The organism is Paraburkholderia sp. J10-1 (genome assembly GCF_905220165.1).
Lineage (GTDB): Bacteria > Pseudomonadota > Gammaproteobacteria > Burkholderiales > Burkholderiaceae > Paraburkholderia.
This window is the reverse complement of the sequence record NZ_CAJMYW010000033.1, coordinates 1-22,310: the sequence shown is the minus strand read 5'-3', so window position 1 is coordinate 22,310 and position 22,310 is coordinate 1. Positions and strand designations below refer to the sequence as shown.

16 protein-coding genes and 4 tRNA genes are annotated in these 22,310 nt (G+C 60.7%); all 20 read right to left on the bottom strand.

Annotation, left to right across the window (positions count from 1 at the left end; all coding sequences use genetic code 11):
* Positions 1-189: 189 nt before the first annotated feature.
* Positions 190-501 carry a 30S ribosomal protein S10 gene (gene rpsJ / locus U5A65_RS39665; RefSeq protein WP_017777154.1) on the bottom strand — a complete coding sequence of 104 codons (312 nt, stop codon included), beginning with the start codon at positions 499-501 and terminating at the stop codon, positions 190-192.
* Positions 502-638: 137 nt separating this feature from the next.
* Positions 639-1,829, bottom strand: coding sequence for an elongation factor Tu (gene tuf / locus U5A65_RS39660; RefSeq protein ID WP_028371383.1), 1,191 nt, complete (start codon positions 1,827-1,829; stop codon positions 639-641).
* Positions 1,830-1,913: 84 nt separating this feature from the next.
* The gene (gene fusA, locus U5A65_RS39655) at positions 1,914-4,016 is read right to left on the bottom strand and encodes an elongation factor G (RefSeq protein WP_321917543.1); all 2,103 of its coding nucleotides are present in this window, start codon (positions 4,014-4,016) and stop codon (positions 1,914-1,916) included.
* Between the two features lie 147 nt (positions 4,017-4,163).
* On the bottom strand, positions 4,164-4,634 hold the full coding sequence (gene rpsG / locus U5A65_RS39650) for a 30S ribosomal protein S7 (protein ID WP_158758793.1): 471 nt from the start codon (positions 4,632-4,634) through the stop codon (positions 4,164-4,166).
* A gap of 188 nt (positions 4,635-4,822) precedes the next feature.
* Positions 4,823-5,203 (bottom strand): 30S ribosomal protein S12, encoded by a 381-nt coding sequence (gene rpsL / locus U5A65_RS39645; protein WP_124154012.1) that lies wholly within the window; start codon positions 5,201-5,203, stop codon positions 4,823-4,825.
* Positions 5,204-5,469: 266 nt separating this feature from the next.
* Positions 5,470-7,317, bottom strand: a complete 1,848-nt coding sequence (gene recQ / locus U5A65_RS39640) for a DNA helicase RecQ (RefSeq protein WP_321917539.1) — start codon at positions 7,315-7,317, stop codon at positions 5,470-5,472.
* Positions 7,318-7,513: 196 nt separating this feature from the next.
* A complete protein-coding gene (locus U5A65_RS39635) occupies positions 7,514-7,843 on the bottom strand; it encodes a hypothetical protein (RefSeq protein WP_321917537.1) in 330 nt (109 codons plus the stop codon).
* Between the two features lie 249 nt (positions 7,844-8,092).
* Complete coding sequence (rpoC, locus tag U5A65_RS39630; RefSeq protein WP_321939843.1) at positions 8,093-12,343, bottom strand: DNA-directed RNA polymerase subunit beta'; 4,251 nt, start codon at positions 12,341-12,343, stop codon at positions 8,093-8,095.
* 21 nt (positions 12,344-12,364) lie between these two features.
* Positions 12,365-16,471 (bottom strand): DNA-directed RNA polymerase subunit beta, encoded by a 4,107-nt coding sequence (gene rpoB, locus U5A65_RS39625; protein WP_321917533.1) that lies wholly within the window; start codon positions 16,469-16,471, stop codon positions 12,365-12,367.
* Positions 16,472-16,847: 376 nt separating this feature from the next.
* A complete protein-coding gene (gene rplL / locus U5A65_RS39620) occupies positions 16,848-17,222 on the bottom strand; it encodes a 50S ribosomal protein L7/L12 (RefSeq protein ID WP_027821097.1) in 375 nt (124 codons plus the stop codon).
* A 75-nt stretch (positions 17,223-17,297) separates the two neighbouring features.
* The gene (rplJ, locus tag U5A65_RS39615; protein WP_069269335.1) at positions 17,298-17,795 is read right to left on the bottom strand and encodes a 50S ribosomal protein L10; all 498 of its coding nucleotides are present in this window, start codon (positions 17,793-17,795) and stop codon (positions 17,298-17,300) included.
* 310 nt (positions 17,796-18,105) lie between these two features.
* Positions 18,106-18,801, bottom strand: a complete 696-nt coding sequence (gene rplA / locus U5A65_RS39610) for a 50S ribosomal protein L1 (RefSeq protein ID WP_042272956.1) — start codon at positions 18,799-18,801, stop codon at positions 18,106-18,108.
* Entirely contained in the window at positions 18,802-19,233 is a 432-nt protein-coding gene (gene rplK, locus U5A65_RS39605; RefSeq protein WP_027797945.1) for a 50S ribosomal protein L11, read from the bottom strand.
* Positions 19,234-19,424: 191 nt separating this feature from the next.
* Positions 19,425-19,982 carry a transcription termination/antitermination protein NusG gene (gene nusG / locus U5A65_RS39600; protein ID WP_028208939.1) on the bottom strand — a complete coding sequence of 186 codons (558 nt, stop codon included), beginning with the start codon at positions 19,980-19,982 and terminating at the stop codon, positions 19,425-19,427.
* Between the two features lies 1 nt (position 19,983).
* Positions 19,984-20,364, bottom strand: a complete 381-nt coding sequence (gene secE / locus U5A65_RS39595) for a preprotein translocase subunit SecE (protein WP_321917529.1) — start codon at positions 20,362-20,364, stop codon at positions 19,984-19,986.
* A 37-nt stretch (positions 20,365-20,401) separates the two neighbouring features.
* A tRNA-Trp gene (locus U5A65_RS39590) sits at positions 20,402-20,477 on the bottom strand.
* A 70-nt stretch (positions 20,478-20,547) separates the two neighbouring features.
* Entirely contained in the window at positions 20,548-21,738 is a 1,191-nt protein-coding gene (gene tuf, locus U5A65_RS39585; protein WP_028371383.1) for an elongation factor Tu, read from the bottom strand.
* A 109-nt stretch (positions 21,739-21,847) separates the two neighbouring features.
* A tRNA-Thr gene (locus tag U5A65_RS39580) sits at positions 21,848-21,922 on the bottom strand.
* Positions 21,923-21,954: 32 nt separating this feature from the next.
* Positions 21,955-22,028, bottom strand: a tRNA-Gly gene (locus U5A65_RS39575).
* Positions 22,029-22,082: 54 nt separating this feature from the next.
* A tRNA-Tyr gene (locus U5A65_RS39570) sits at positions 22,083-22,168 on the bottom strand.
* Positions 22,169-22,310: the final 142 nt, after the last annotated feature.

Genomic DNA, 22,310 nt, shown 5'->3' with positions numbered 1-22,310 from the left:
ATTCCCGACTGCGATTGGTCGGGGCTAATTTACAAAGTACCGGCGCGTTTTCGAGGTAAAGGCTCGAAAGGGACACACCGATTTTTTGCGCAAACGCGCGAAAAGACGTCAAGTATAACGTCCTTCCTCGTTTTCCGCAAGCAATCAAAGACTTAGCGCCGTCAGAGAATCTGACAGCGCTGGAGACTCTTACTGCAGCTTGATTTCGACGTCCACGCCAGCCGGGAGGTCCAGCTTCATCAGCGCGTCAACGGTCTTGTCCGTCGGGTCGACGATGTCCATCAGGCGCAGGTGGGTGCGGATTTCGAGCTGGTCGCGCGACGTCTTGTTGACGTGCGGCGAACGCAGAATGTCGAAACGCTGGATACGCGTCGGCAGCGGCACCGGACCGCGGACGATGGCACCCGTGCGCTTCGCCGTATCGACGATTTCAGCGGCCGACTGGTCGATCAGACGGTAGTCGAAAGCCTTCAGGCGGATACGGATTTTTTGGTTCTGCATGACAATTCCTTGAAAAGAGCGAGGCGGACTTGCGCCGCCAGACGATATAAAGAGCGCAGGACCACCCCGCGGCAAGGCGCCGCAAGGTGGTCCCAGGGTACATCAACTTCTACAGCAAGCCGAGTATTCTACTCGATTTACTCGATGATCTTTGCAACCACGCCGGCGCCGACGGTACGGCCACCTTCGCGGATTGCGAAGCGCAGACCTTCTTCCATCGCGATCGGAGCGATCAGCTTCACCGTGATCGACACGTTGTCGCCCGGCATGACCATTTCCTTGTCCTTCGGCAGCTCGATCGAGCCCGTCACGTCCGTCGTACGGAAGTAGAACTGCGGACGGTAGTTGTTGAAGAACGGCGTGTGACGGCCGCCTTCGTCCTTGCTCAGCACGTACACTTCAGCCGTGAAGTGCGTGTGCGGCGTGATCGAACCCGGCTTGGCCAGAACCTGGCCACGCTCCACGTCTTCACGCTTCGTGCCGCGCAGCAGGATACCCACGTTGTCGCCTGCCTGACCCTGGTCGAGCAGCTTGCGGAACATTTCCACGCCCGTGCAGGTCGTCTTCACCGTCGGCTTGATACCGACGATTTCGATTTCCTCGCCGACCTTCACGATGCCGCGCTCAACGCGACCCGTCACCACCGTGCCGCGACCCGAGATCGAGAACACGTCTTCCACCGGCATCAGGAACGCGCCGTCAACTGCACGCTCCGGCGTCGGGATGTACGTGTCCAGTGCGTCGGCCAGGTTCATGATCGCCACTTCACCCAGTTCGCCCTTGTCGCCTTCCAGCGCCAGCTTGGCCGAACCCTTGATGATCGGCGTGTCGTCGCCCGGGAAGTCGTACTTCGACAGGAGCTCGCGCACTTCCATTTCGACCAGCTCGAGCAGCTCGGCGTCGTCGACCATGTCGCACTTGTTCAGGAACACGATGATGTACGGAACACCAACCTGACGGGCGAGCAGGATGTGCTCACGCGTTTGCGGCATCGGGCCGTCAGCGGCCGAGCACACCAGGATTGCGCCGTCCATCTGTGCCGCGCCCGTGATCATGTTCTTCACGTAGTCAGCGTGGCCCGGGCAGTCGACGTGTGCGTAGTGGCGGTTAGCCGTTTCGTACTCGACGTGCGCGGTGTTGATGGTAATACCACGTGCCTTTTCTTCCGGCGCTGCGTCGATCTGGTCGTACGCCTTGGCTTCGCCGCCGAACTTCGCGGTCAGAACCGTCGTGATCGCTGCCGTCAGCGTGGTCTTGCCGTGGTCAACGTGACCGATCGTGCCCACGTTCACGTGCGGCTTGGTCCGTTCGAATTTACCTTTTGCCATGTTTCTCTTCTTTCAAAAAAGTGGTGAATCGGTGACTGAGCGATGCGGACCGGACTCACGCCCGATCCGCTTATGCGCCGATGCTTACTTCGCCTTCGCGCTGATGATCGCGTCGGCCACGTTACGCGGTGCTTCTGCGTAGTGCTTGAATTCCATCGTGTACGTTGCACGACCTTGCGTCAGCGAGCGCAGCGACGTCGAGTAGCCGAACATTTCCGACAGCGGCACTTCGGCGCGAACGATCTTGCCGCCGCCAACCATGTCTTCCATGCCCTGGACGATACCGCGACGGCCCGACAGGTCGCCCATCACGTTGCCCATGTAGTCTTCCGGCGTTTCGACTTCAACAGCCATCATCGGCTCGAGGATGACCGGCTGCGCCTTGCGCATGGCTTCCTTGAACGCCATCGAACCGGCCATGCGGAACGCATTTTCGTTCGAGTCAACGTCGTGGTACGAACCGAACGTCAGGTGAACCTTGACGTCGACGACCGGGAAGCCCGCCAGCACGCCTGCCTTCAGCGTGTCCTGGATACCCTTGTCCACCGCCGGGATGTATTCGCGCGGAATCACACCGCCCTTGATCTCGTCGAGGAACTCGTAGCCCTTGCCCTGTTCGTTCGGCTCGAGCGTGATGACCGCGTGACCGTACTGGCCGCGACCACCCGACTGCTTGACGAACTTGCCGTCCACGTCCTTCGCCGTTGCGCGGATCGTTTCACGGTAGGCAACCTGCGGCTTGCCGACGGTCGCTTCCACGCCGAATTCGCGCTTCATGCGGTCCACCAGAATTTCGAGGTGGAGCTCGCCCATACCCGAAATGATGGTCTGGCCCGATTCCTCGTCCGTCTGGACGCGGAACGACGGGTCTTCCTGCGCCAGGCGGTTCAGGGCGATGCCCATCTTTTCCTGGTCAGGCTTCGTCTTCGGCTCGACGGCCTGCGAAATCACCGGCTCCGGGAACACCATGCGTTCCAGGATGATCGGGTTCTGCGGGTCGCACAGCGTGTCACCCGTGGTCGCTTCCTTCAGGCCGACAGCAGCAGCGATGTCGCCGGCACGAACTTCCTTGATTTCTTCGCGGTTGTTCGCGTGCATCTGCAGAATACGGCCGAGGCGTTCCTTCTTGCCCTTGGTCGAGTTCAGCACGGTGTCGCCCGAGTTGACGATGCCCGAGTACGCGCGGAAGAAGATCAGCTGACCGACGAACGGGTCGGTCATGATCTTGAACGCGAGTGCTGCGAACTTCTCGTCGTCGGCTGCGCGGCGCTCTGCCACTTCGCCGTTTTCGAGTTCGCCCTTGACCGGGGGAATATCCACCGGCGACGGCAGGAAGTCGATCACGGCGTCGAGCATGCGCTGCACGCCCTTGTTCTTGAACGCGGTGCCGCACAGCATCGGCTGGATTTCGCACGCGATCGTACGGTCGCGCAGTGCCTTGACGACTTCCGCTTCCGTGAGCTCTTCGCCGCCGAGGTACTTCTCCATCAGCTCTTCGCTGGCTTCAGCCGCCGACTCGATCATCTTCTCGCGCCACTCGTTGCACGTGTCAACGAGTTCAGCCGGGATGTCGACGTAGTCGAACTTCGTGCCTTGCGAGGCTTCGTCCCAAATGATCGCCTTCATCTTGATCAGGTCGACCACGCCAGTGAACGTGTCTTCCGCGCCGATCGGCACCACGACCGGAACCGGATTCGCCTTCAGACGCGTTTTCAGCTGGTCGTAGACCTTGAAGAAGTTCGCGCCGGTACGGTCCATCTTGTTGACGAACGCGAGACGGGGAACCTTGTACTTGTTCGCCTGACGCCACACCGTTTCCGACTGCGGCTGCACGCCGCCCACTGCGCAGTAGACCATGCACGCGCCGTCGAGCACGCGCATCGAGCGCTCGACTTCAATCGTGAAGTCAACGTGGCCCGGGGTGTCGATGATGTTGATGCGGTGCTCGGGGTAGTTGCCGCCCATGCCCTTCCAGAACGCGGTCGTAGCAGCGGACGTGATCGTGATGCCACGCTCCTGTTCCTGCTCCATCCAGTCCATGGTCGCGGCGCCGTCGTGAACTTCACCAATCTTGTGGTTCACGCCGGTGTAAAACAGAATGCGCTCGGTCGTCGTCGTCTTGCCGGCGTCGATGTGAGCGCTAATACCGATGTTACGGTAGCGCTCGATAGGAGTCTTGCGAGCCACTTTGATCCTCTATCGGGAGGTGCGCGCCGGGTCATCCCGACCGGGTTGATCCCAACGCGCCTGAACACAAACGGGCGAGGCGCTTGATAAGCGCACCCGCCCGGAATTTTTTCCGTTTTTCGAGCAAACCCCGGTAGGGGCTTTCTCTTAGAAGCGGAAGTGCGAGAACGCCTTGTTCGCTTCTGCCATCCGGTGAACTTCGTCGCGCTTCTTCATCGCGCCGCCACGGCCTTCGGCCGCTTCGGTGAGTTCACCTGCCAGACGCAGAGCCATCGACTTCTCGCTGCGCTTCTTCGCGGCTTCACGCAGCCAACGCATCGCCAATGCCATACGACGCGAGGGGCGCACTTCGACCGGAACCTGATAGTTCGCACCACCAACGCGGCGGCTCTTCACTTCCACCACCGGCTTCACGTTGTTGAGTGCGACAGTGAACACTTCCAGCGGGTCCTTGCCACCCTTGGTCTGGATCTGTTCGAAAGCGCCGTACACGATACGCTCGGCAACCGACTTCTTGCCGGAGAGCATCAGCACGTTCATGAACTTGGCTACATCAACGTTGCCGAACTTCGGATCCGGCAATATTTCCCGCTTGGGGACTTCGCGACGACGCGGCATGTTTCTTCCTTTAACTTTTCAGTTGAAGCGCGGGTGAATCCCTTGCGCTCCGCGGCCACCAACTAACCCGATTCATCCATTACGACTTACCAGCCTGGTCGGGTGACCACTTACTCGACAGCACCGGCCAATCCGGCACCTGTCGCTTTTATCGCCTGCACTCTCGCGAGCGCGACGACACCTGACTCTTACTTCGCAGCCTTGGCGCGCTTTGCGCCGTACTTCGAACGAGCCTGCTTACGATCCTTGACGCCCTGGGTATCCAGCGAGCCACGAACCATGTGGTAACGCACACCCGGCAAGTCCTTCACACGGCCGCCGCGGATCAGCACGACCGAGTGTTCCTGCAGGTTGTGGCCTTCACCACCGATGTACGAAATGACTTCGAAGCCGTTCGTCAGGCGCACCTTGGCGACCTTACGGAGTGCCGAGTTCGGCTTCTTCGGCGTCGTCGTGTACACACGGGTGCACACGCCGCGACGCTGAGGGCAGTCCTGCAGGGCCGGCGACTTGCTCTTCGAAGCTTCCGAAGCGCGGCCTTTGCGAACCAGTTGATTGATGGTTGGCATTGTTTATTCCTGAAATTGAACAAAATCGACGCATTTATTTCCGGGCAAAGCGGAAACGCACGCGTATCGAACTCCGGAATTGGGTATTCGATGTTAGTTTTCGTCAAATCAATCGACGAGCACGCACATCCCAAAGACCGGAACCCAGCATGATATTCCGAAAATACCAAGCGAGTCAACGGCTTGCGACATTTCGGACGACGGAAGAAGTGACAGCGGCGTGACAATCCGGCGGCGCCCGGAATACCCGGAGGAAACGCCGCGCCTTATTCGTCGCCGACGACCTCGACGAGTTCCTCACCGAAGCGCTCGAGTTTTCGCGCGCCGATACCCGGAATGTCCCGCAAATCGTCCACCGACTCCGGCCCGTTGCGCGCGATTTCCGCCAACGTGGCGTCGTGGAAGATGACGTAGGCCGGCACGCCTTCACTCTTGGCGGTTTCGGTGCGCCACAGGCGCAGGCGCTCCCAGCGCGAGCGCTGGCGCGGGCTCATGCCAAGGGTCGGATCGGCGCGCTCGCTCGTGCGGCTCGACGACGTGCGCGTACGCGTGGGCTTCACGTAGCGGCGCATCGTGACGTTCTGCTCGCCCTTGAGGACCGGCTTGCTCGCCTCGGTGAGCACGAGCGAACCATAGCCGTCGTGGTCGACGGTGAGATAACCGAACGCCACCAGTTGCCGGAAGATTGCGCGCCACTCCGGCTCCGAAAGCGCCGAGCCGATGCCGAAGGTGGAGATTTTCTCGTGCCCGCGCTGCAGGATCTTCTCGTTGCGGTTGCCGCGCAGGATGTCGATCAGATGGCCGGCGCCGAAGTTGAAGCCGCTCGCGCGCTGCGCGCGGAACACGCAAGAGAGCGCCATTTGCGCTTCACGCGTCGCATCCCAGGTGGCGGGCGGCTCGAGGCACGTGTCGCAGTTGCCACACGGTTTGCTCTCCTCGCCGAAGTACGCGAGCAGCCGTACGCGTCGGCACGAGGCCGTTTCGCACAAGCCGAGCAGCGCGTCGAGCTTGCCCGTCTGCACACGCTTGTGCTGCTCGTCGGCTTCGGACTCGTCGATCATCTTGCGCTGCTGTACCACGTCGCCGAGGCCATAAGCCATCCACGCATTGGCCGCCAGCCCGTCGCGCCCCGCGCGGCCGGTTTCCTGGTAGTAGCCTTCCACACTCTTCGGCAAATCGAGATGCGCGACGAAACGCACGTCCGGCTTGTCGATGCCCATACCGAATGCGATGGTGGCGCACATCACCACGCCCTCCTCGCGCTGGAACAGCTCCTGGTGCTTCTGGCGCACCTCGAATTCCATGCCCGCGTGATACGGCAGCGCACGCAGCCCCTGCCCTTTCAACCACTCTGCAGTTTCTTCGACCTTACGGCGCGAGAGGCAATACACGACGCCCGCATCCGTGGTGCCGTCGGCGCGCGTGTGCTCCGCGCGGATGAAGTCGAGCAGCTGCGAGCGCGCGTTGTCCTTTTCAGCGATCCGGTAACGGATGTTCGGCCGGTCGAAGCTCGAGACGAACACGCGTGCGTCGTCGAGCGCGAGCCGGTGCGCAATTTCGTCGCGCGTGATGGCGTCGGCCGTCGCCGTGAGCGCAATGCGCGGCACGTTCGGAAAGCGTTCGTGCAGCACCGAGAGCTGGATGTATTCGGGCCGGAAGTCGTGGCCCCATTGCGAGACGCAATGCGCTTCGTCGATCGCAAAGAGCCCGATGCGCGTGCGCTCGAGCAAGTCGAGAAAGCGCGGCGTCATGAGGCGCTCGGGTGCGACGTAAAGCAGGTCGAGGTCGCCTTCGCGCAGCGCTCGCTCGGTAGCCGCGGCTTCGGCGCCGCTGAGCGTGGAATTGAGATAAGCGGCGCGCACGCCCACTTCCGTGAGCGCGGCCACCTGGTCCTGCATGAGCGCGATGAGCGGCGACACCACGATGCCGGCCCCTAGTCCGGCTTCGTGCCGCACAAGCGCCGGAATCTGGTAGCAGAGTGATTTGCCGCCGCCGGTAGGCATGAGCACCAGCGAATCGCCGCCCCCTGCAACGTGCTCGACGATTTCGGCTTGCTGCCCTCTAAACGCGGGATAGCCGAAGACTTCGTTGAGGATTTCGAGGGAGCGGGACATGAAGGGCACGGGATTCTGAAGCGGTCGGCGCATTCTACCAACCGCGGCGCTCCTCAAACCGCACTTCAAGCAACGTTAGCCGAAAGGTCGAGGCGCTGTACCGGATTCGAAGGCCGTTACCCAGCGGGAAACAAGAGCCCCTGAGGGCTGCGCGCGCATGCCGCGAGCGCAGACAACCAGGGTGAAACGGAGATAGTCAGGCGGCTTGACGCCCGCGCGCGATGCGCACTGCACCGACGATCGTCACAACGGCCACGATCGCGGCCACGATCGCGAATACGCCGGCCCCGAAGAGCACGAAGTTCGCGCCGACGAACATCAACGAGCCGACCGTGAGCAGCGCGGCGCCGCCCTTGGCCCGGCGCGCCAGCAACATGATGAAGCCGATAATCAGGAACGCCCACATCACGAGGAAGGTCGCGAAGAAGTTCGCCGCAGATTGATTGCTGACGTGATGCAGTAGCTGCGAAAAGCTGGCGACACACGCCACCAGATTCAGGATGAGACCGACCCCGACCACCCACATGATTACCGCCTCCAGATTCAGAAAAATGCCGCCAGCGTCGTACGAAAAGACCCACACAGGCGGACTTGGCGCGCTACGTTAGCACGCCTGACCGATGCGCGCAGCGAGCGGGCCGGCACTGCGGCACGAGGCCGCAGGCGCGAGCGGGCAAACGCCAGCGCCAATAAAAAAAGCCGCCCGGTGAATACCGGGCGGCTTTTGCGAGGGCACGTCAGCCCGAGGCACAAGGCGGCTTGCACCGCCCCAGGCTTACTCGTCCGTCGTATGCGGCTGTTGCGGCTGCTCGGCGGCCGGGGTTTCCGGCGTACCGAACTCGAACGCTTCTTCCGCTGCGATCTGGTCGAAACGCTCGCGATCCGACGATTCCTTCGCACGGCGCGCCTTGTGGAAGGCGAGACCCGTACCGGCCGGAATCAGACGACCGACGATCACGTTTTCCTTCAGGCCACGCAGATCGTCGCGCTTGCCCATGATCGCCGCTTCGGTCAGCACGCGCGTCGTTTCCTGGAACGATGCCGCCGAGATGAACGAGTCGGTCGAGAGCGATGCCTTCGTAATACCGAGCAGCACGTTCTCGTACGTTGCCGGGCGCTTGTCCTCGGCGTTCATCTTGTCGTTTTCGTCCAGCATGTCCGAACGCTCGACCTGCTCGCCCGGAATGAAGCGCGTATCACCGTTGTCGGTGATCTGCACACGACGCAGCATCTGACGCACGATCACTTCGATGTGTTTGTCGTTGATCTTCACGCCCTGCAGACGGTACACGTCCTGCACTTCGTCCACGATGTAACGCGACAGCGCTTCGATACCCTGCAGACGCAGGATGTCGTGCGGATCGGCCGGGCCGTCCACGATCATTTCGCCCTTGTTGACGACCTGACCGTCGTGGACCAGCACCTGCTTTTCCTTCGCGATCAGGAACTCGTGCTGATTGCCTTCGAGGTCCGTGATAACGAGACGCTGCTTGCCCTTCGTGTCCTTACCAAACGACGTCGTACCCGTGACTTCCGCCAGGATACCTGCGTCCTTCGGCGAACGTGCTTCGAACAGTTCCGCCACACGCGGCAGACCACCGGTAATGTCACGCGTCTTCTGCGCTTCGGTCGGGATACGTGCGAGCACTTCACCGACCTGCACTTGCTGACCGTCCTTCACGGTGATCAGTGCGCCGACCTGGAAGCCGATCTGCACCGAGTGCTCCGTGCCCGGGATCTTCACTTCGTCGCCGTTCGCGTCGAGCAGCTTGACCTGCGGACGCACGCTCTTCGCAGCCTGCGAACCGCGGCGCTTCACGTCGATCACGACGAGGGTCGACAGACCCGTGACGTCGTCGATCTGCTTGGCCACGGTCACGCCTTCTTCGACGTTCTCGAACTTCACCGTACCGCCGTACTCGGTGATGATCGGGCGCGTGAGCGGATCCCACGTTGCGAGCTGCGTGCCGGCCTTGATCGCGGCGCCATCGAGCTGCAGCAGCGTCGCGCCGTACGGCACCTTGTGACGCTCGCGCTCGCGGCCGTGATCGTCAGCGATGATGGCTTCGCCCGAACGCGAGATGACAACCTGCTCGCCCTTCGCATTCGTGACGTAACGCATCGTCGCCGTGAAGCGCACGGTACCGTTCGACTTGGCTTCCACCGACGAGGCCACTGCCGCACGCGATGCCGCACCACCGATGTGGAACGTACGCATCGTGAGCTGCGTGCCCGGTTCGCCGATCGACTGTGCTGCGATCACGCCGACTGCTTCGCCGACGTTCACACGCGAACCACGACCCAGGTCGCGGCCGTAGCACGATGCGCACAGGCCGTAACGCGTTTCGCAGGTCAGCGGCGTGCGCACGCGCACTTCGTCGATGCCGAGGCTTTCGATCGTTTCGACTGCGTCTTCGTCGAGCAGGTCGCCCGAAGCGTAGATCGTTTCCTGGGTTTCAGGATTGACGACGTCCGCCACCGCCACGCGGCCGAGAATACGGTCGCGCAGCGCTTCGACGACTTCACCGCCTTCCACGAGGGCCTTCATCGCCACGCCATTCGACGTGCCGCAATCTTCCTCGACGACCACGAGATCCTGCGTGACGTCGACGAGACGACGCGTCAGGTAACCCGAGTTCGCGGTCTTCAGTGCCGTATCAGCCAGACCCTTACGTGCACCGTGGGTCGAGATGAAGTACTGCAACACGTTCAGACCTTCGCGGAAGTTCGCGGTAATCGGCGTTTCGATAATCGAGCCGTCCGGCTTCGCCATCAGACCGCGCATACCCGCCAGCTGACGGATCTGGACCGCGGAACCCCGCGCGCCCGAGTCGGCCATCATGTAGATCGAGTTGAACGATTCCTGACGCGTTTCCTTGCCGTCGCGGTCGATGACCGGTTCCGTCGCGAGCTGCTCCATCATCGCCTTGCCGACCGCTTCCGACGTTGCCGACCAGATGTCGACCACGTTGTTGTAGCGTTCTTGCGCGGTGACGAGACCCGACATGTACTGACGGTCGTACTCCTTCACCTTCTTCGCGGCGTCGCCGACGATGGTTTCCTTCTGCGGCGGCACGAGCATGTCGTCCACGCAGATCGAAATACCGGCGCGCGTTGCAAGGCGGAAGCCCGACTGCATCAGCTGGTCGGCGAAGATCACCGTTTCACGCAGACCGCACTTGCGGAACGCGGTGTTGATCAGACGCGAGATTTCCTTCTTCTTCAGCGGCTTGTTCAGCACCGTGAACGGCAGGCCCGGCGGCAGGATTTCCGAGAGGATCGCGCGGCCGACCGTGGTCGCGTACAGCGTGATCTTCGGCACGAATGCCGGTGCGCCTTCCGACTTGTCCTCGTTATGGACCATTTCGGTAATACGCACGTTCACGCGCGAGGCCAGCTCGACTTCCTTGTTCTCGTAGGCGCGCAGTGCTTCCGACACGCCCGTGAACGTCATGCCTTCGCCCTTGCCGTTGATCGCTTCACGCGTGGCGTAGTACAGGCCGAGCACGATATCCTGCGACGGCACGATCGACGGATCGCCGTTGGCCGGGAACAGGACGTTGTTCGACGCGAGCATGAGCGTACGCGCTTCCATCTGCGCTTCGAGCGACAGCGGAACGTGCACAGCCATCTGGTCACCGTCGAAGTCGGCGTTGAACGCCGCGCAAACGAGCGGGTGCAGCTGGATTGCCTTACCTTCGATCAGCACCGGCTCGAAAGCCTGAATGCCAAGACGGTGCAGCGTCGGCGCACGGTTGAGCATGACCGGATGCTCGCGGATCACCTCTTCGAGGATGTCCCACACCACCGGCGTCTGGTTCTCGACTTCCTTCTTCGCAGCCTTGATGGTCGTGGCAACGCCCATCGTTTCCAGCTTGTTGAAGATGAACGGCTTGAAGAGTTCGAGCGCCATCAGCTTCGGCAGACCGCACTGGTGCAGCTTGAGCGTCGGACCCACCACGATGACCGAACGGCCCGAGTAGTCCACGCGCTTGCCCAGCAGGTTCTGACGGAAGCGGCCGCCCTTACCCTTGATCATGTCGGCGAGCGACTTCAGCGGACGCTTGTTCGCGCCCGTCATCGCCTTGCCGCGACGGCCGTTGTCGAGCAGCGAGTCAACCGCTTCCTGGAGCATCCGCTTTTCGTTGCGGACGATGATCTCCGGCGCCTTCAGCTCGAGCAGACGCTTCAGACGGTTGTTACGGTTGATGACGCGGCGATACAGGTCGTTCAGGTCCGAGGTCGCGAAGCGGCCACCGTCCAGCGGCACGAGCGGACGCAGTTCGGGCGGCAGCACCGGCAGCACTTCGAGCACCATCCATTCGGGCTTGATGCCCGAACGCTGGAAGGCCTCGAGCACCTTCAGGCGCTTCGCGTACTTCTTGATCTTCGCTTCCGAGCCGGTGTTCTTAAGCTCCGTGCGCAGCGTCTCGACCTGTTCGTCGATGTTGATCGCACGCAGCAGCTCGCGCACGCCTTCCGCGCCCATTTCAGCGCGGAATTCGTCACCGTACTCTTCGACCTTGTTGTAGTAATCCTCTTCGGTCATGATCTGCCGCGCCTTCAGCGGCGTCATGCCCGGTTCGATCACCACGTACGCTTCGAAGTACAGCACGCGCTCGATGTCGCGCAGCGTCATGTCGAGCACCATGCCCAGACGCGACGGCAGCGACTTCAGGAACCAGATGTGAGCGACCGGCGAGGCCAGCTCGATGTGGCCCATGCGTTCGCGACGCACCTTGGCGAGCGTGACTTCCACGCCGCACTTCTCGCAGATCACGCCACGATGCTTCAGGCGCTTGTACTTGCCGCAAAGGCATTCGTAGTCCTTGATCGGACCAAAAATCTTCGCGCAAAACAGACCATCCCGCTCCGGCTTGAACGTGCGGTAGTTGATGGTCTCCGGCTTCTTCACTTCGCCGAACGACCACGAACGGATCTTGTCCGGCGAGGCCAGACCGATCTTGATCGCGTCAAAAACTTCTTCTTGTTGGACTTGCTTGAATAGATCGAGCAGAGCTTTCATTGCCTTCTCTCCGTAGTCCGATTAGTTGCGGTCGAGGTCGATGTCGATGCCGAGCGAGCGGATTTCCTTCACCAGCACATTGAAGGATTCCGGCATGCCCGCGTCGATCACGTGGTCGCCCTTGACGAGGTTTTCGTACACCTTCGTCCGGCCCGTCACGTCATCGGACTTCACCGTCAACATTTCCTGCAGCACATACGAAGCGCCATACGCTTCGAGCGCCCACACTTCCATTTCACCGAAGCGCTGACCACCGAATTGCGCCTTACCACCCAGCGGCTGCTGCGTCACGAGCGAGTACGGACCCGTCGAACGCGCGTGCATCTTGTCGTCGACAAGGTGGTGCAGCTTCAGGTAGTGCATGTAGCCCACGGTGACCGTACGCTCGAACATCTCGCCCGTGCGGCCGTCGTACAGACGCACCTGGTTCTTCGACGGCGTCATGCCGAGGTTCGTCGCGATGTCGTCCGGGAACGCCAGGTCGAGCATCTTCGACATTTCCTCTTCGGTCGCACCGTCGAACACCGGCGTTGCGAACGGCACGCCTTCGCGCAGGTTCTTCGCGAGTTCGAGGATCTCGTCGTCGCTGAAGCTGTCGAGGTCTTCCTTGTGGCCCGATTCGTTGTAGATCTTCGTGAGGAACTCACGCATCTCCGCAACCTTCGTCTGACGCGCGAGCATTTCGCCAATACGCCAGCCCAGACCCTTCGCGGCCCAACCGAGGTGCACTTCGAGAACCTGACCCACGTTCATCCGTGACGGCACGCCGAGCGGGTTCAGCACGACGTCTGCCGGACGGCCATCAGCCATGTACGGCATGTCTTCGATCGGAACGATCTTCGACACCACACCCTTGTTACCGTGACGGCCTGCCATCTTGTCGCCAGGCTGCAGACGACGCTTCACCGCGAGGTACACCTTGACCATCTTCAGCACGCCCGGCGGCAGTTCGTCGCCTTGCGTGAGCTTCTTGCGCTTTTCTTCGAAAGCCAGATCGAACTGGTGACGCTTCTCTTCGATCGAGTTCTTGATCGCTTCGAGCTGCGCCGCTGCTTCTTCGTCCGCGAGACGGATGTCGAACCAGTGGTAGTGATCCAGGTCTTCGAGGTACGCGCGCTCGATCTTCGTGCCCTTCGCGAGCTTCTTCGGACCGCCGTTCGCGACCTTGCCTTCGAGCATACGTGCGAGACGCTGGAACGCGTCGCCTTCCACGATACGCAGCTGGTCGTTCAGGTCGAGGCGATAGCGCTTCAGTTCATCGTCGATGATCTGTTGTGCACGCTTGTCGCGCTGGATGCCTTCACGCGTGAACACCTGCACGTCGATGACCGTGCCGCTCATGCCCGAGGGCACACGCAGCGACGTGTCCTTCACGTCCGAAGCCTTCTCGCCGAAGATCGCGCGCAGCAGCTTTTCTTCCGGCGTGAGCTGGGTTTCGCCCTTCGGCGTGACCTTGCCCACGAGCACGTCGCCCGCTTCGACTTCCGCGCCGATGTACACGATGCCCGACTCGTCGAGACGGCCAAGCTGCACTTCCGCGAGGTTCGAAATGTCGCGCGTGATTTCTTCCGGTCCGAGCTTCGTGTCGCGTGCAACGACATTCAGTTCTTCGATGTGGATCGACGTGTAACGGTCGTCCGCAACCACCTTCTCCGAGATCAGGATCGAGTCTTCGAAGTTGTAGCCGTTCCACGGCATGAACGCGATCAGCATGTTCTGGCCGAGCGCGAGCTCGCCCAGATCGGTCGATGCGCCGTCAGCCAGCACGTCGCCGCGCGCAACCTTGTCGCCCATCTTCACGATCGGACGCTGGTTGATGTTCGTGTTCTGGTTCGAACGCGTGTACTTGATCAGGTTGTAGATATCGACACCAACCTCACCCGCCACCGCTTCGTCGTCGTTCACACGAATCACGATACGGCCTGCGTCGACGTAGTCCACCACGCCGCCACGCAGCGCCTGAACCGTCGTGCCCGAGTCGACCGCAACCGTGCGCTCGATACCCGTACCGACGACCGGCTTTTCCGGACGCAGGCAAGGCACGGCCTGACGCTGCATGTTCGAACCCATCAGTGCACGGTTCGCGTCGTCGTGCTCGAGGAACGGAATCAGCGAAGCAGCAACCGAGACGATCTGCGACGGCGCCACGTCCATGTACTGGATGCGGTCCGGCGTGACCATCAGCGTTTCGCCCGCTTCACGCGACGAGACGAGTTCGTCGGTCAGCGTGCCGTCTTCGGCCACTGCCGCGTTCGCCTGAGCGATCACGTAACGGCCTTCTTCGATCGCCGACAGGTAGTCGATCTGGTCGGTCACCTTGCTGTCCACGACCTTGCGATACGGCGTTTCGAGGAAGCCGTATTCGTTCAGGTGCGCGTACAGTGCGAGCGAGTTGATCAGACCAATGTTCGGACCTTCCGGCGTCTCGATCGGGCACACGCGGCCATAGTGGGTCGGGTGCACGTCGCGGACTTCAAAGCCTGCGCGCTCACGCGTCAGACCGCCCGGGCCCAGTGCGGAAACACGACGCTTGTGCGTGATTTCCGAGAGCGGGTTGGTCTGGTCCATGAACTGCGACAGCTGCGACGAACCGAAGAACTCGCGAATCGCCGACGAAATCGGCTTCGAGTTGATCAGGTCGTGCGGCATCAGGTTTTCGCTTTCGGCCTGGCCGAGGCGTTCCTTCACTGCACGTTCGACGCGCACGAGACCCGCGCGGAATTGATTCTCCGCGAGCTCGCCCACGCAACGCACGCGGCGGTTGCCCAAGTGGTCGATGTCGTCCACTTCGCCCTTGCCGTTGCGCAGCTCGACGAGGATCTTGATGGTCGCGAGGATGTCGTCGTCCTGCAGCGTCATCGGGCCGACGATTTCGTCACGGCCCACGCGGCGGTTGAACTTCATACGACCCACCTTCGAGAGGTCGTACGCTTCTTCGCTATAGAACAGGCGGTTGAACAGCGCCTCGACTGCCTCTTCGGTCGGCGGCTCGCCCGGACGCATCATGCGGTAGATCGCGATGCGCGCGGCCATCTTGTCGGCGGTTTCGTCGATACGCAGCGTCGACGAGATGTACGGACCCTGGTCCAGATCGTTCGTGTAGAGCGTCTGGATGTCCTTGATCTTCGCTTCGCGCAGCTTCTCGAGCACGCTTTCCGTGATCTCGTCGTTTGCGTTCGCGATCACTTCGCCCGTGTCGCCGTCGACGACGTTCTTCGCGAGAACGCGGCCGAGCAGATAATCTTCGGGGACCGAAATGTAGGTGGTCTTCGCGTTTTCGAGGTCGCGGATGTGCTTCGCGTTGATCCGCTTGTCCTTCTGGACGATGACCTTGCCTTCGCGATCGCTGATGTCGAAGCGCGCGACTTCACCGCGCAGACGCTCCGGCACGAACTCCATCTGCGCGCCTTCCGGCATCAGCGTGAAGTTGTCGAACACGAAGAAGTTCGCGAGGATCTGTTCCGGCGTGAGGCCGATAGCCTTCAGCAGGATCGTGACCGGCATCTTGCGGCGACGGTCCACACGGAAGTACAGCACGTCCTTCGGGTCGAACTCGAAATCGAGCCACGAACCGCGGTAAGGAATGATACGGGCCGAGAAAAGCAGTTTGCCCGAGCTGTGCGTCTTGCCCTTGTCGTGTTCGAAGAACACGCCAGGCGAGCGGTGCAGCTGCGAGACGATGACACGCTCGGTGCCGTTGATAACGAACGAACCGGTCGGCGTCATGAGCGGAATTTCGCCCATGTACACTTCCTGTTCCTTCACTTCCTTCACGACCGGCTTGCTCGGCGATTCCTTGTCGAGCAGGACGAGACGGACCTTGGCGCGCAGCGCCGAGCAGTACGTCAAACCGCGTTGCTGGCATTCCTTGATGTTGAATGCCGGCGACGACAGCATGTAGCTGACGAACTCTAGACGAGCAAAGCCGTTATGGGAAACAATAGGAAAAACGGACGAAAACGCTGCCTGCAGACCTTCCGGTTTGCGTTGTGCGGTCGCCGTTTCTGCTTGCAGGAAAGTGCTGAATGATTCAAGCTGGGTAGCCAGCAGGAAAGGAACCTGGTGAACGATGGGGCGTTTCGCGAAACTCTTGCGAATACGCTTCTTCTCGGTGAAGGAATAGTGCATACGATCTCCGAATCACGGCGGGTAGGACGACCCGAGTGTTCACCGACTGAGACCCGATGGCTTCGCGAGCCCTGGAAGCTTGGTGGTTGGCCTCTACCAACCGCTGGCTGACGGCAACGGATTTCGGCTTGTCATAACTTGCCCGCTGCCCGACCAAACTTGCCTTCTGCAGTCGCTTCAGAAGACAAAGAGAAGCGTCGTGCGCCCAGATGGTGCCCTTGAGGCTTTCACCCGGCGAAAGACGTTTTTCTTTGGCTTCTAGGTCCCGCATTCCGCCTCCGACTTCAAAAAAATCGAACACAAAAACGCAGAACCCACAAAGCACAAAAAGGCCGGCGGTGTAAAAACCGCCAGCCTTCGCACAGCGCGCTGAAACTTACTTGATTTCAGCCTTCGCGCCGGCTTCTTCCAGCTTCTTCTTCGCTTCTTCAGCAGCAGCCTTGGGCACCGCTTCCTTCACGGGCTTCGGTGCACCGTCGACCAGGTCCTTCGCTTCCTTCAGGCCGAGACCCGTCAGTTCACGAACGGCCTTAATGACCGAAACCTTGTTCGCGCCTGCTTCAAGCAGGTTGACCGTGAATTCGGTCTGCTCTTCAGCAGCAGCAGCAGCGCCGCCGCCTGCCGGGCCAGCGACTGCCACAGCAGCTGCCGACACGCCAAACTTCTCTTCGAATGCCTTGACCAGTTCGTTCAGTTCGAGAACCGACATCGAGCCAACGGCTTCGAGGATGTCTTCTTTTGCGATTGCCATTTGAAATTACTCCAGATTTGAATTCGGAAACAGCTAGCGATCTTCGCTCGCTCTTGCTCGTTCGTCTGCCTGAAATCAGGCAGCTTCTGCTTGCTTCTTCTCCGCCAGCGCGGCCAGAGCACGCGCGAAGCCGGAAACAGGAGCTTGCATAACGAACAGCAGTTTCGAGAGCAGTTCTTCGCGGCTCGGGATGTTGGCCAGCGCTTGCACGCCTGCCACGTCCATCACCTTGCCTTCGTAGGAACCAGCCTTGATGACCAACTTGTCATTGCCCTTCGCGAAGTCATTGACGACCTTCGCAGCAGCAATTGCATCTTCCGAGATGCCGTAGATCAGGGGGCCAGTCATCTGCTCTGCCAGCGGAGCAAACGGGGTACCTTCGACAGCGCGACGCGCCAGCGTGTTCTTCAACACGCGCAGGTACACCTGCTGCTCACGCGCTTTCGCGCGCAGCTTGGTCAGATCGCCAACCGCGATTCCACGATACTCGGCCAGCACCATGGTCTGAGCCTTCGCGACTTGCGCGGAGACTTCAGCCACGACGGCCTGCTTACCTTCTTTGTTCAGTGGCACGGTTAACCTCCAGATTCGACACACTTTGCTTTCGCTACATGTGCCGCGTTCAACAACGGCGACCGACCAGTCCGGAGTAAATCAGTTTGCATCTTCAGGCGTTGCCGCCCGCATCCGCTCACATCAGCACTTCAAAACCTTTTCGGGTTCGCCATCTGCGTTGGCTTTGCATTAAGGAAGCACCCAACTGCTGCACTTCCGCCAACGGTCTTTGACAACCGGTTGCACCGCGCAAACTGCCGCTGCACAACCGCCCAAAGCCCTTTAAATCCGCGCTGCTGTTCTTTCAAACCTCAGCGCGGCGAAACTATTACGCTGCGAGCGACGTTTGGTCGACGCGAACGCCAACGCCCATCGTGCTCGAGACAGCGATCTTGCGCAGGTACACGCCCTTGCTCGTTGCCGGCTTCGCCTTGGTCAGCGCGTCGAGGAGCGCGTCCAGGTTGCTGCGCAGCGCGGTCGGCTCGAACGATGCACGGCCGATGGTCGCGTGGATGATACCGGCCTTGTCGACACGGAATTGCACCTGACCAGCCTTCGCGTTCTTGACCGCGGTCGCCACGTCCGGCGTCACGGTGCCGACCTTCGGGTTCGGCATGAGGCCGCGCGGGCCGAGGATCTGACCGAGCGTACCGACAACGCGCATCGTGTCCGGCGAAGCGATCACGATGTCGAAGTTCAGGTTGCCGCCCTTGATCTGCTCGGCGAGGTCTTCCATACCGACGATCTCAGCGCCTGCTGCCTTGGCTTGCTCAGCCTTTTCACCTTGCGCGAACACTGCAACGCGGACCGACTTGCCGGTACCTGCGGGCAGAACGACCGAACCACGAACGACCTGGTCCGACTTCTTCGCATCGATGCCGAGCTGCACTGCAACGTCGATCGACTCGTCGAACTTCGCCGTGGCGCATTCCTTCACGAGCGACAGTGCGTCGCCGATCGGGTATTGCTTCTGGCGGTCGATCTTGGCAGCCAGTGCCTTTTGACGCTTCGAAACCTTAGCCATTTACACGCCCTCCACGACAATGCCCATCGAGCGGGCGCTACCAGCGATCGTGCGGACCGCTGCGTCCATATCGGCTGCCGTGAGGTCCGGCATCTTGGTCTTGGCGATTTCCTCAGCTTGCGCGCGGGTAATCGTAGCGACCTTGTCGGTGTGCGGCTTGGCCGAACCCTTGTCGACCTTCGCTGCCTTCTTGATCAGAACCGTAGCCGGCGGCGTCTTCAGGATGAACGTGAAGCTCTTGTCCGCGAATGCCGTGATCACGACCGGAACCGGCAGACCCGGTTCCATGGCTTGAGTCTGCGCGTTGAACGCCTTGCAGAACTCCATGATGTTCAGGCCGCGTTGACCCAGTGCCGGGCCGACCGGCGGCGACGGATTGGCTTTACCTGCAGGAATCTGCAGCTTGATAAAGCCGATGATTTTCTTTGCCATGTTGAAAACCTCTTTGGAACGCGTGAGCGTTCTGGTGAGTGGTAGCGCGCGCTCGCCACAATCTTCGCTGTGCCAACTGCTTTGGCGACATCTACAGCCGACTGGACTACTGGCGCTCCTCTACGGCCATAACGCGGACCGTAAGCGCGGAAAAACGGACCGCACCAGAGGCGCGATCCGTAGTATTCGATTTACAGCTTTTCGACCTGGCCGAATTCGAGTTCGACCGGTGTGGCGCGACCGAAAATGGTGACGGAGACCCGGACGCGCGACTTTTCGTAGTTGACTTCTTCGACGCTGCCGTTGAAGTCCGTGAACGGACCTTCCTTCACGCGGACCATCTCGCCGACTTCGAACAGGGTCTTGGGGCGCGGCTTCTCAACGCCTTCCTGCATCTGCGACATGATCTTTTCGACTTCGCGCGGCGAAATCGGGCTCGGGCGATTACGCGCCCCGCCGACAAAACCGGTCACCTTTGCCGTGTTCTTCACGAGGTGCCACGTTTCGTCCGTCATTTCCATCTCAACCAGGACATAGCCCGGGAAGAAACGACGTTCGGTCACTGATTTGTGACCACCCTTCACCTCGACCACTTCTTCCGTCGGAACGAGGATCTGGCCAAACTTGTCTTGCATGCCAGCACGTTCGATGCGCTCCTGAAGCGCACGTTGCACGCTCTTCTCCATGCCGGAGTAGGCGTGCACCACATACCAACGTTTTCCGCTCGGGGATGCCGGTGTATCGCTCATATCATTTCCAACCCAGAATCGCCGAGAAAATCACCCACTCGATGGACTTGTCGCAAACCCACAGAATGATGGCCATTGCCAGCACAAAACCGAAGACCACCAGGGTCGTTTGCGTGGCCTCTTTGCGAGTCGGCCAGACGACCTTGCGAACTTCCTTGTACGAGTCTTTGGCAAACGCGATGAAGCTCTTGCCGGGCGCCGAGAGAAGACCGACTACCACCCCCGCGATCACGCCCACTGCGAGCGCTGCACCGCGGACATACCACTCCTGGCTACCGAGCCAGTAGAACCCTACGAACCCGGCCACAACCAACAATACGCCCACTGCAAGCATCAGCTTGTCGCTGGAAGTATTAACAGTTTCGACGGAAGGATTCGCCATAACACCTTAAAGAACAACGCGCCGAAGCGCGAGAAGTTGGCAGGGGCAGAGGGAATCGAACCCCCAACCTTCGGTTTTGGAGACCGACGCTCTGCCAGTTGAGCTATACCCCTAAACCATTTTGGGGTTGGCGGCATCGCCAACCCCGAAACCACTTAGTCGATCAACGAGACTGGCAAAAACTTACTCGATGATCTTTGCAACCACGCCGGCGCCGACGGTACGGCCACCTTCGCGGATTGCGAAGCGCAGACCTTCTTCCATCGCGATCGGAGCGATCAGCTTCACCGTGATCGACACGTTGTCGCCCGGCATGACCATTTCCTTGTCCTTCGGCAGCTCGATCGAGCCCGTCACGTCCGTCGTACGGAAGTAGAACTGCGGACGGTAGTTGTTGAAGAACGGCGTGTGACGGCCGCCTTCGTCCTTGCTCAGCACGTACACTTCAGCCGTGAAGTGCGTGTGCGGCGTGATCGAACCCGGCTTGGCCAGAACCTGGCCACGCTCCACGTCTTCACGCTTCGTGCCGCGCAGCAGGATACCCACGTTGTCGCCTGCCTGACCCTGGTCGAGCAGCTTGCGGAACATTTCCACGCCCGTGCAGGTCGTCTTCACCGTCGGCTTGATACCGACGATTTCGATTTCCTCGCCGACCTTCACGATGCCGCGCTCAACGCGACCCGTCACCACCGTGCCGCGACCCGAGATCGAGAACACGTCTTCCACCGGCATCAGGAACGCGCCGTCAACTGCACGCTCCGGCGTCGGGATGTACGTGTCCAGTGCGTCGGCCAGGTTCATGATCGCCACTTCACCCAGTTCGCCCTTGTCGCCTTCCAGCGCCAGCTTGGCCGAACCCTTGATGATCGGCGTGTCGTCGCCCGGGAAGTCGTACTTCGACAGGAGCTCGCGCACTTCCATTTCGACCAGCTCGAGCAGCTCGGCGTCGTCGACCATGTCGCACTTGTTCAGGAACACGATGATGTACGGAACACCAACCTGACGGGCGAGCAGGATGTGCTCACGCGTTTGCGGCATCGGGCCGTCAGCGGCCGAGCACACCAGGATTGCGCCGTCCATCTGTGCCGCGCCCGTGATCATGTTCTTCACGTAGTCAGCGTGGCCCGGGCAGTCGACGTGTGCGTAGTGGCGGTTAGCCGTTTCGTACTCGACGTGCGCGGTGTTGATGGTAATACCACGTGCCTTTTCTTCCGGCGCTGCGTCGATCTGGTCGTACGCCTTGGCTTCGCCGCCGAACTTCGCGGTCAGAACCGTCGTGATCGCTGCCGTCAGCGTGGTCTTGCCGTGGTCAACGTGACCGATCGTGCCCACGTTCACGTGCGGCTTGGTCCGCTCAAACTTACCCTTGGCCATTTTCGACTCCTAAGAGGATTTTTCCGTACGTTGCGCGGGGCGCGCAAACAATCACTGGCTTGCTGCTGCCTGCTCGATGCGGGGCTTCTGAGGCCCGCTAGATACCGGCTGGTGCCCATGGGCAGGATCGAACTGCCGACCTCTCCCTTACCAAGGGAGTGCTCTACCACTGAGCCACATGGGCAAAAACTGCTCTAAACCGCTTTATTGCTTCGCTGGAGCGGGTGAAGGGAATCGAACCCTCGTCGTAAGCTTGGAAGGCTTCTGCTCTACCATTGAGCTACACCCGCGAGGTTCGCCGGCTTTGTACTGCTGCCGGCCCGACACTTACTACAGCTGAATTCTGGTGGAGGAGGTTGGATTCGAACCAACGTAGGCGTAAGCCAACAGATTTACAGTCTGCCCCCTTTAGCCACTCGGGCACCCCTCCGCAGAGAACTGATGATTATGGGGGAACATCCGAATCGTGTCAAGCACTTTGTTCGGCGCCGATCCCACAACGCTCTCACTTATAGGGAGAGCGAAAAAGCAAAAACCCCGGCTTTTTAGGGCCGGGGTTTCGCTTGTAGAGG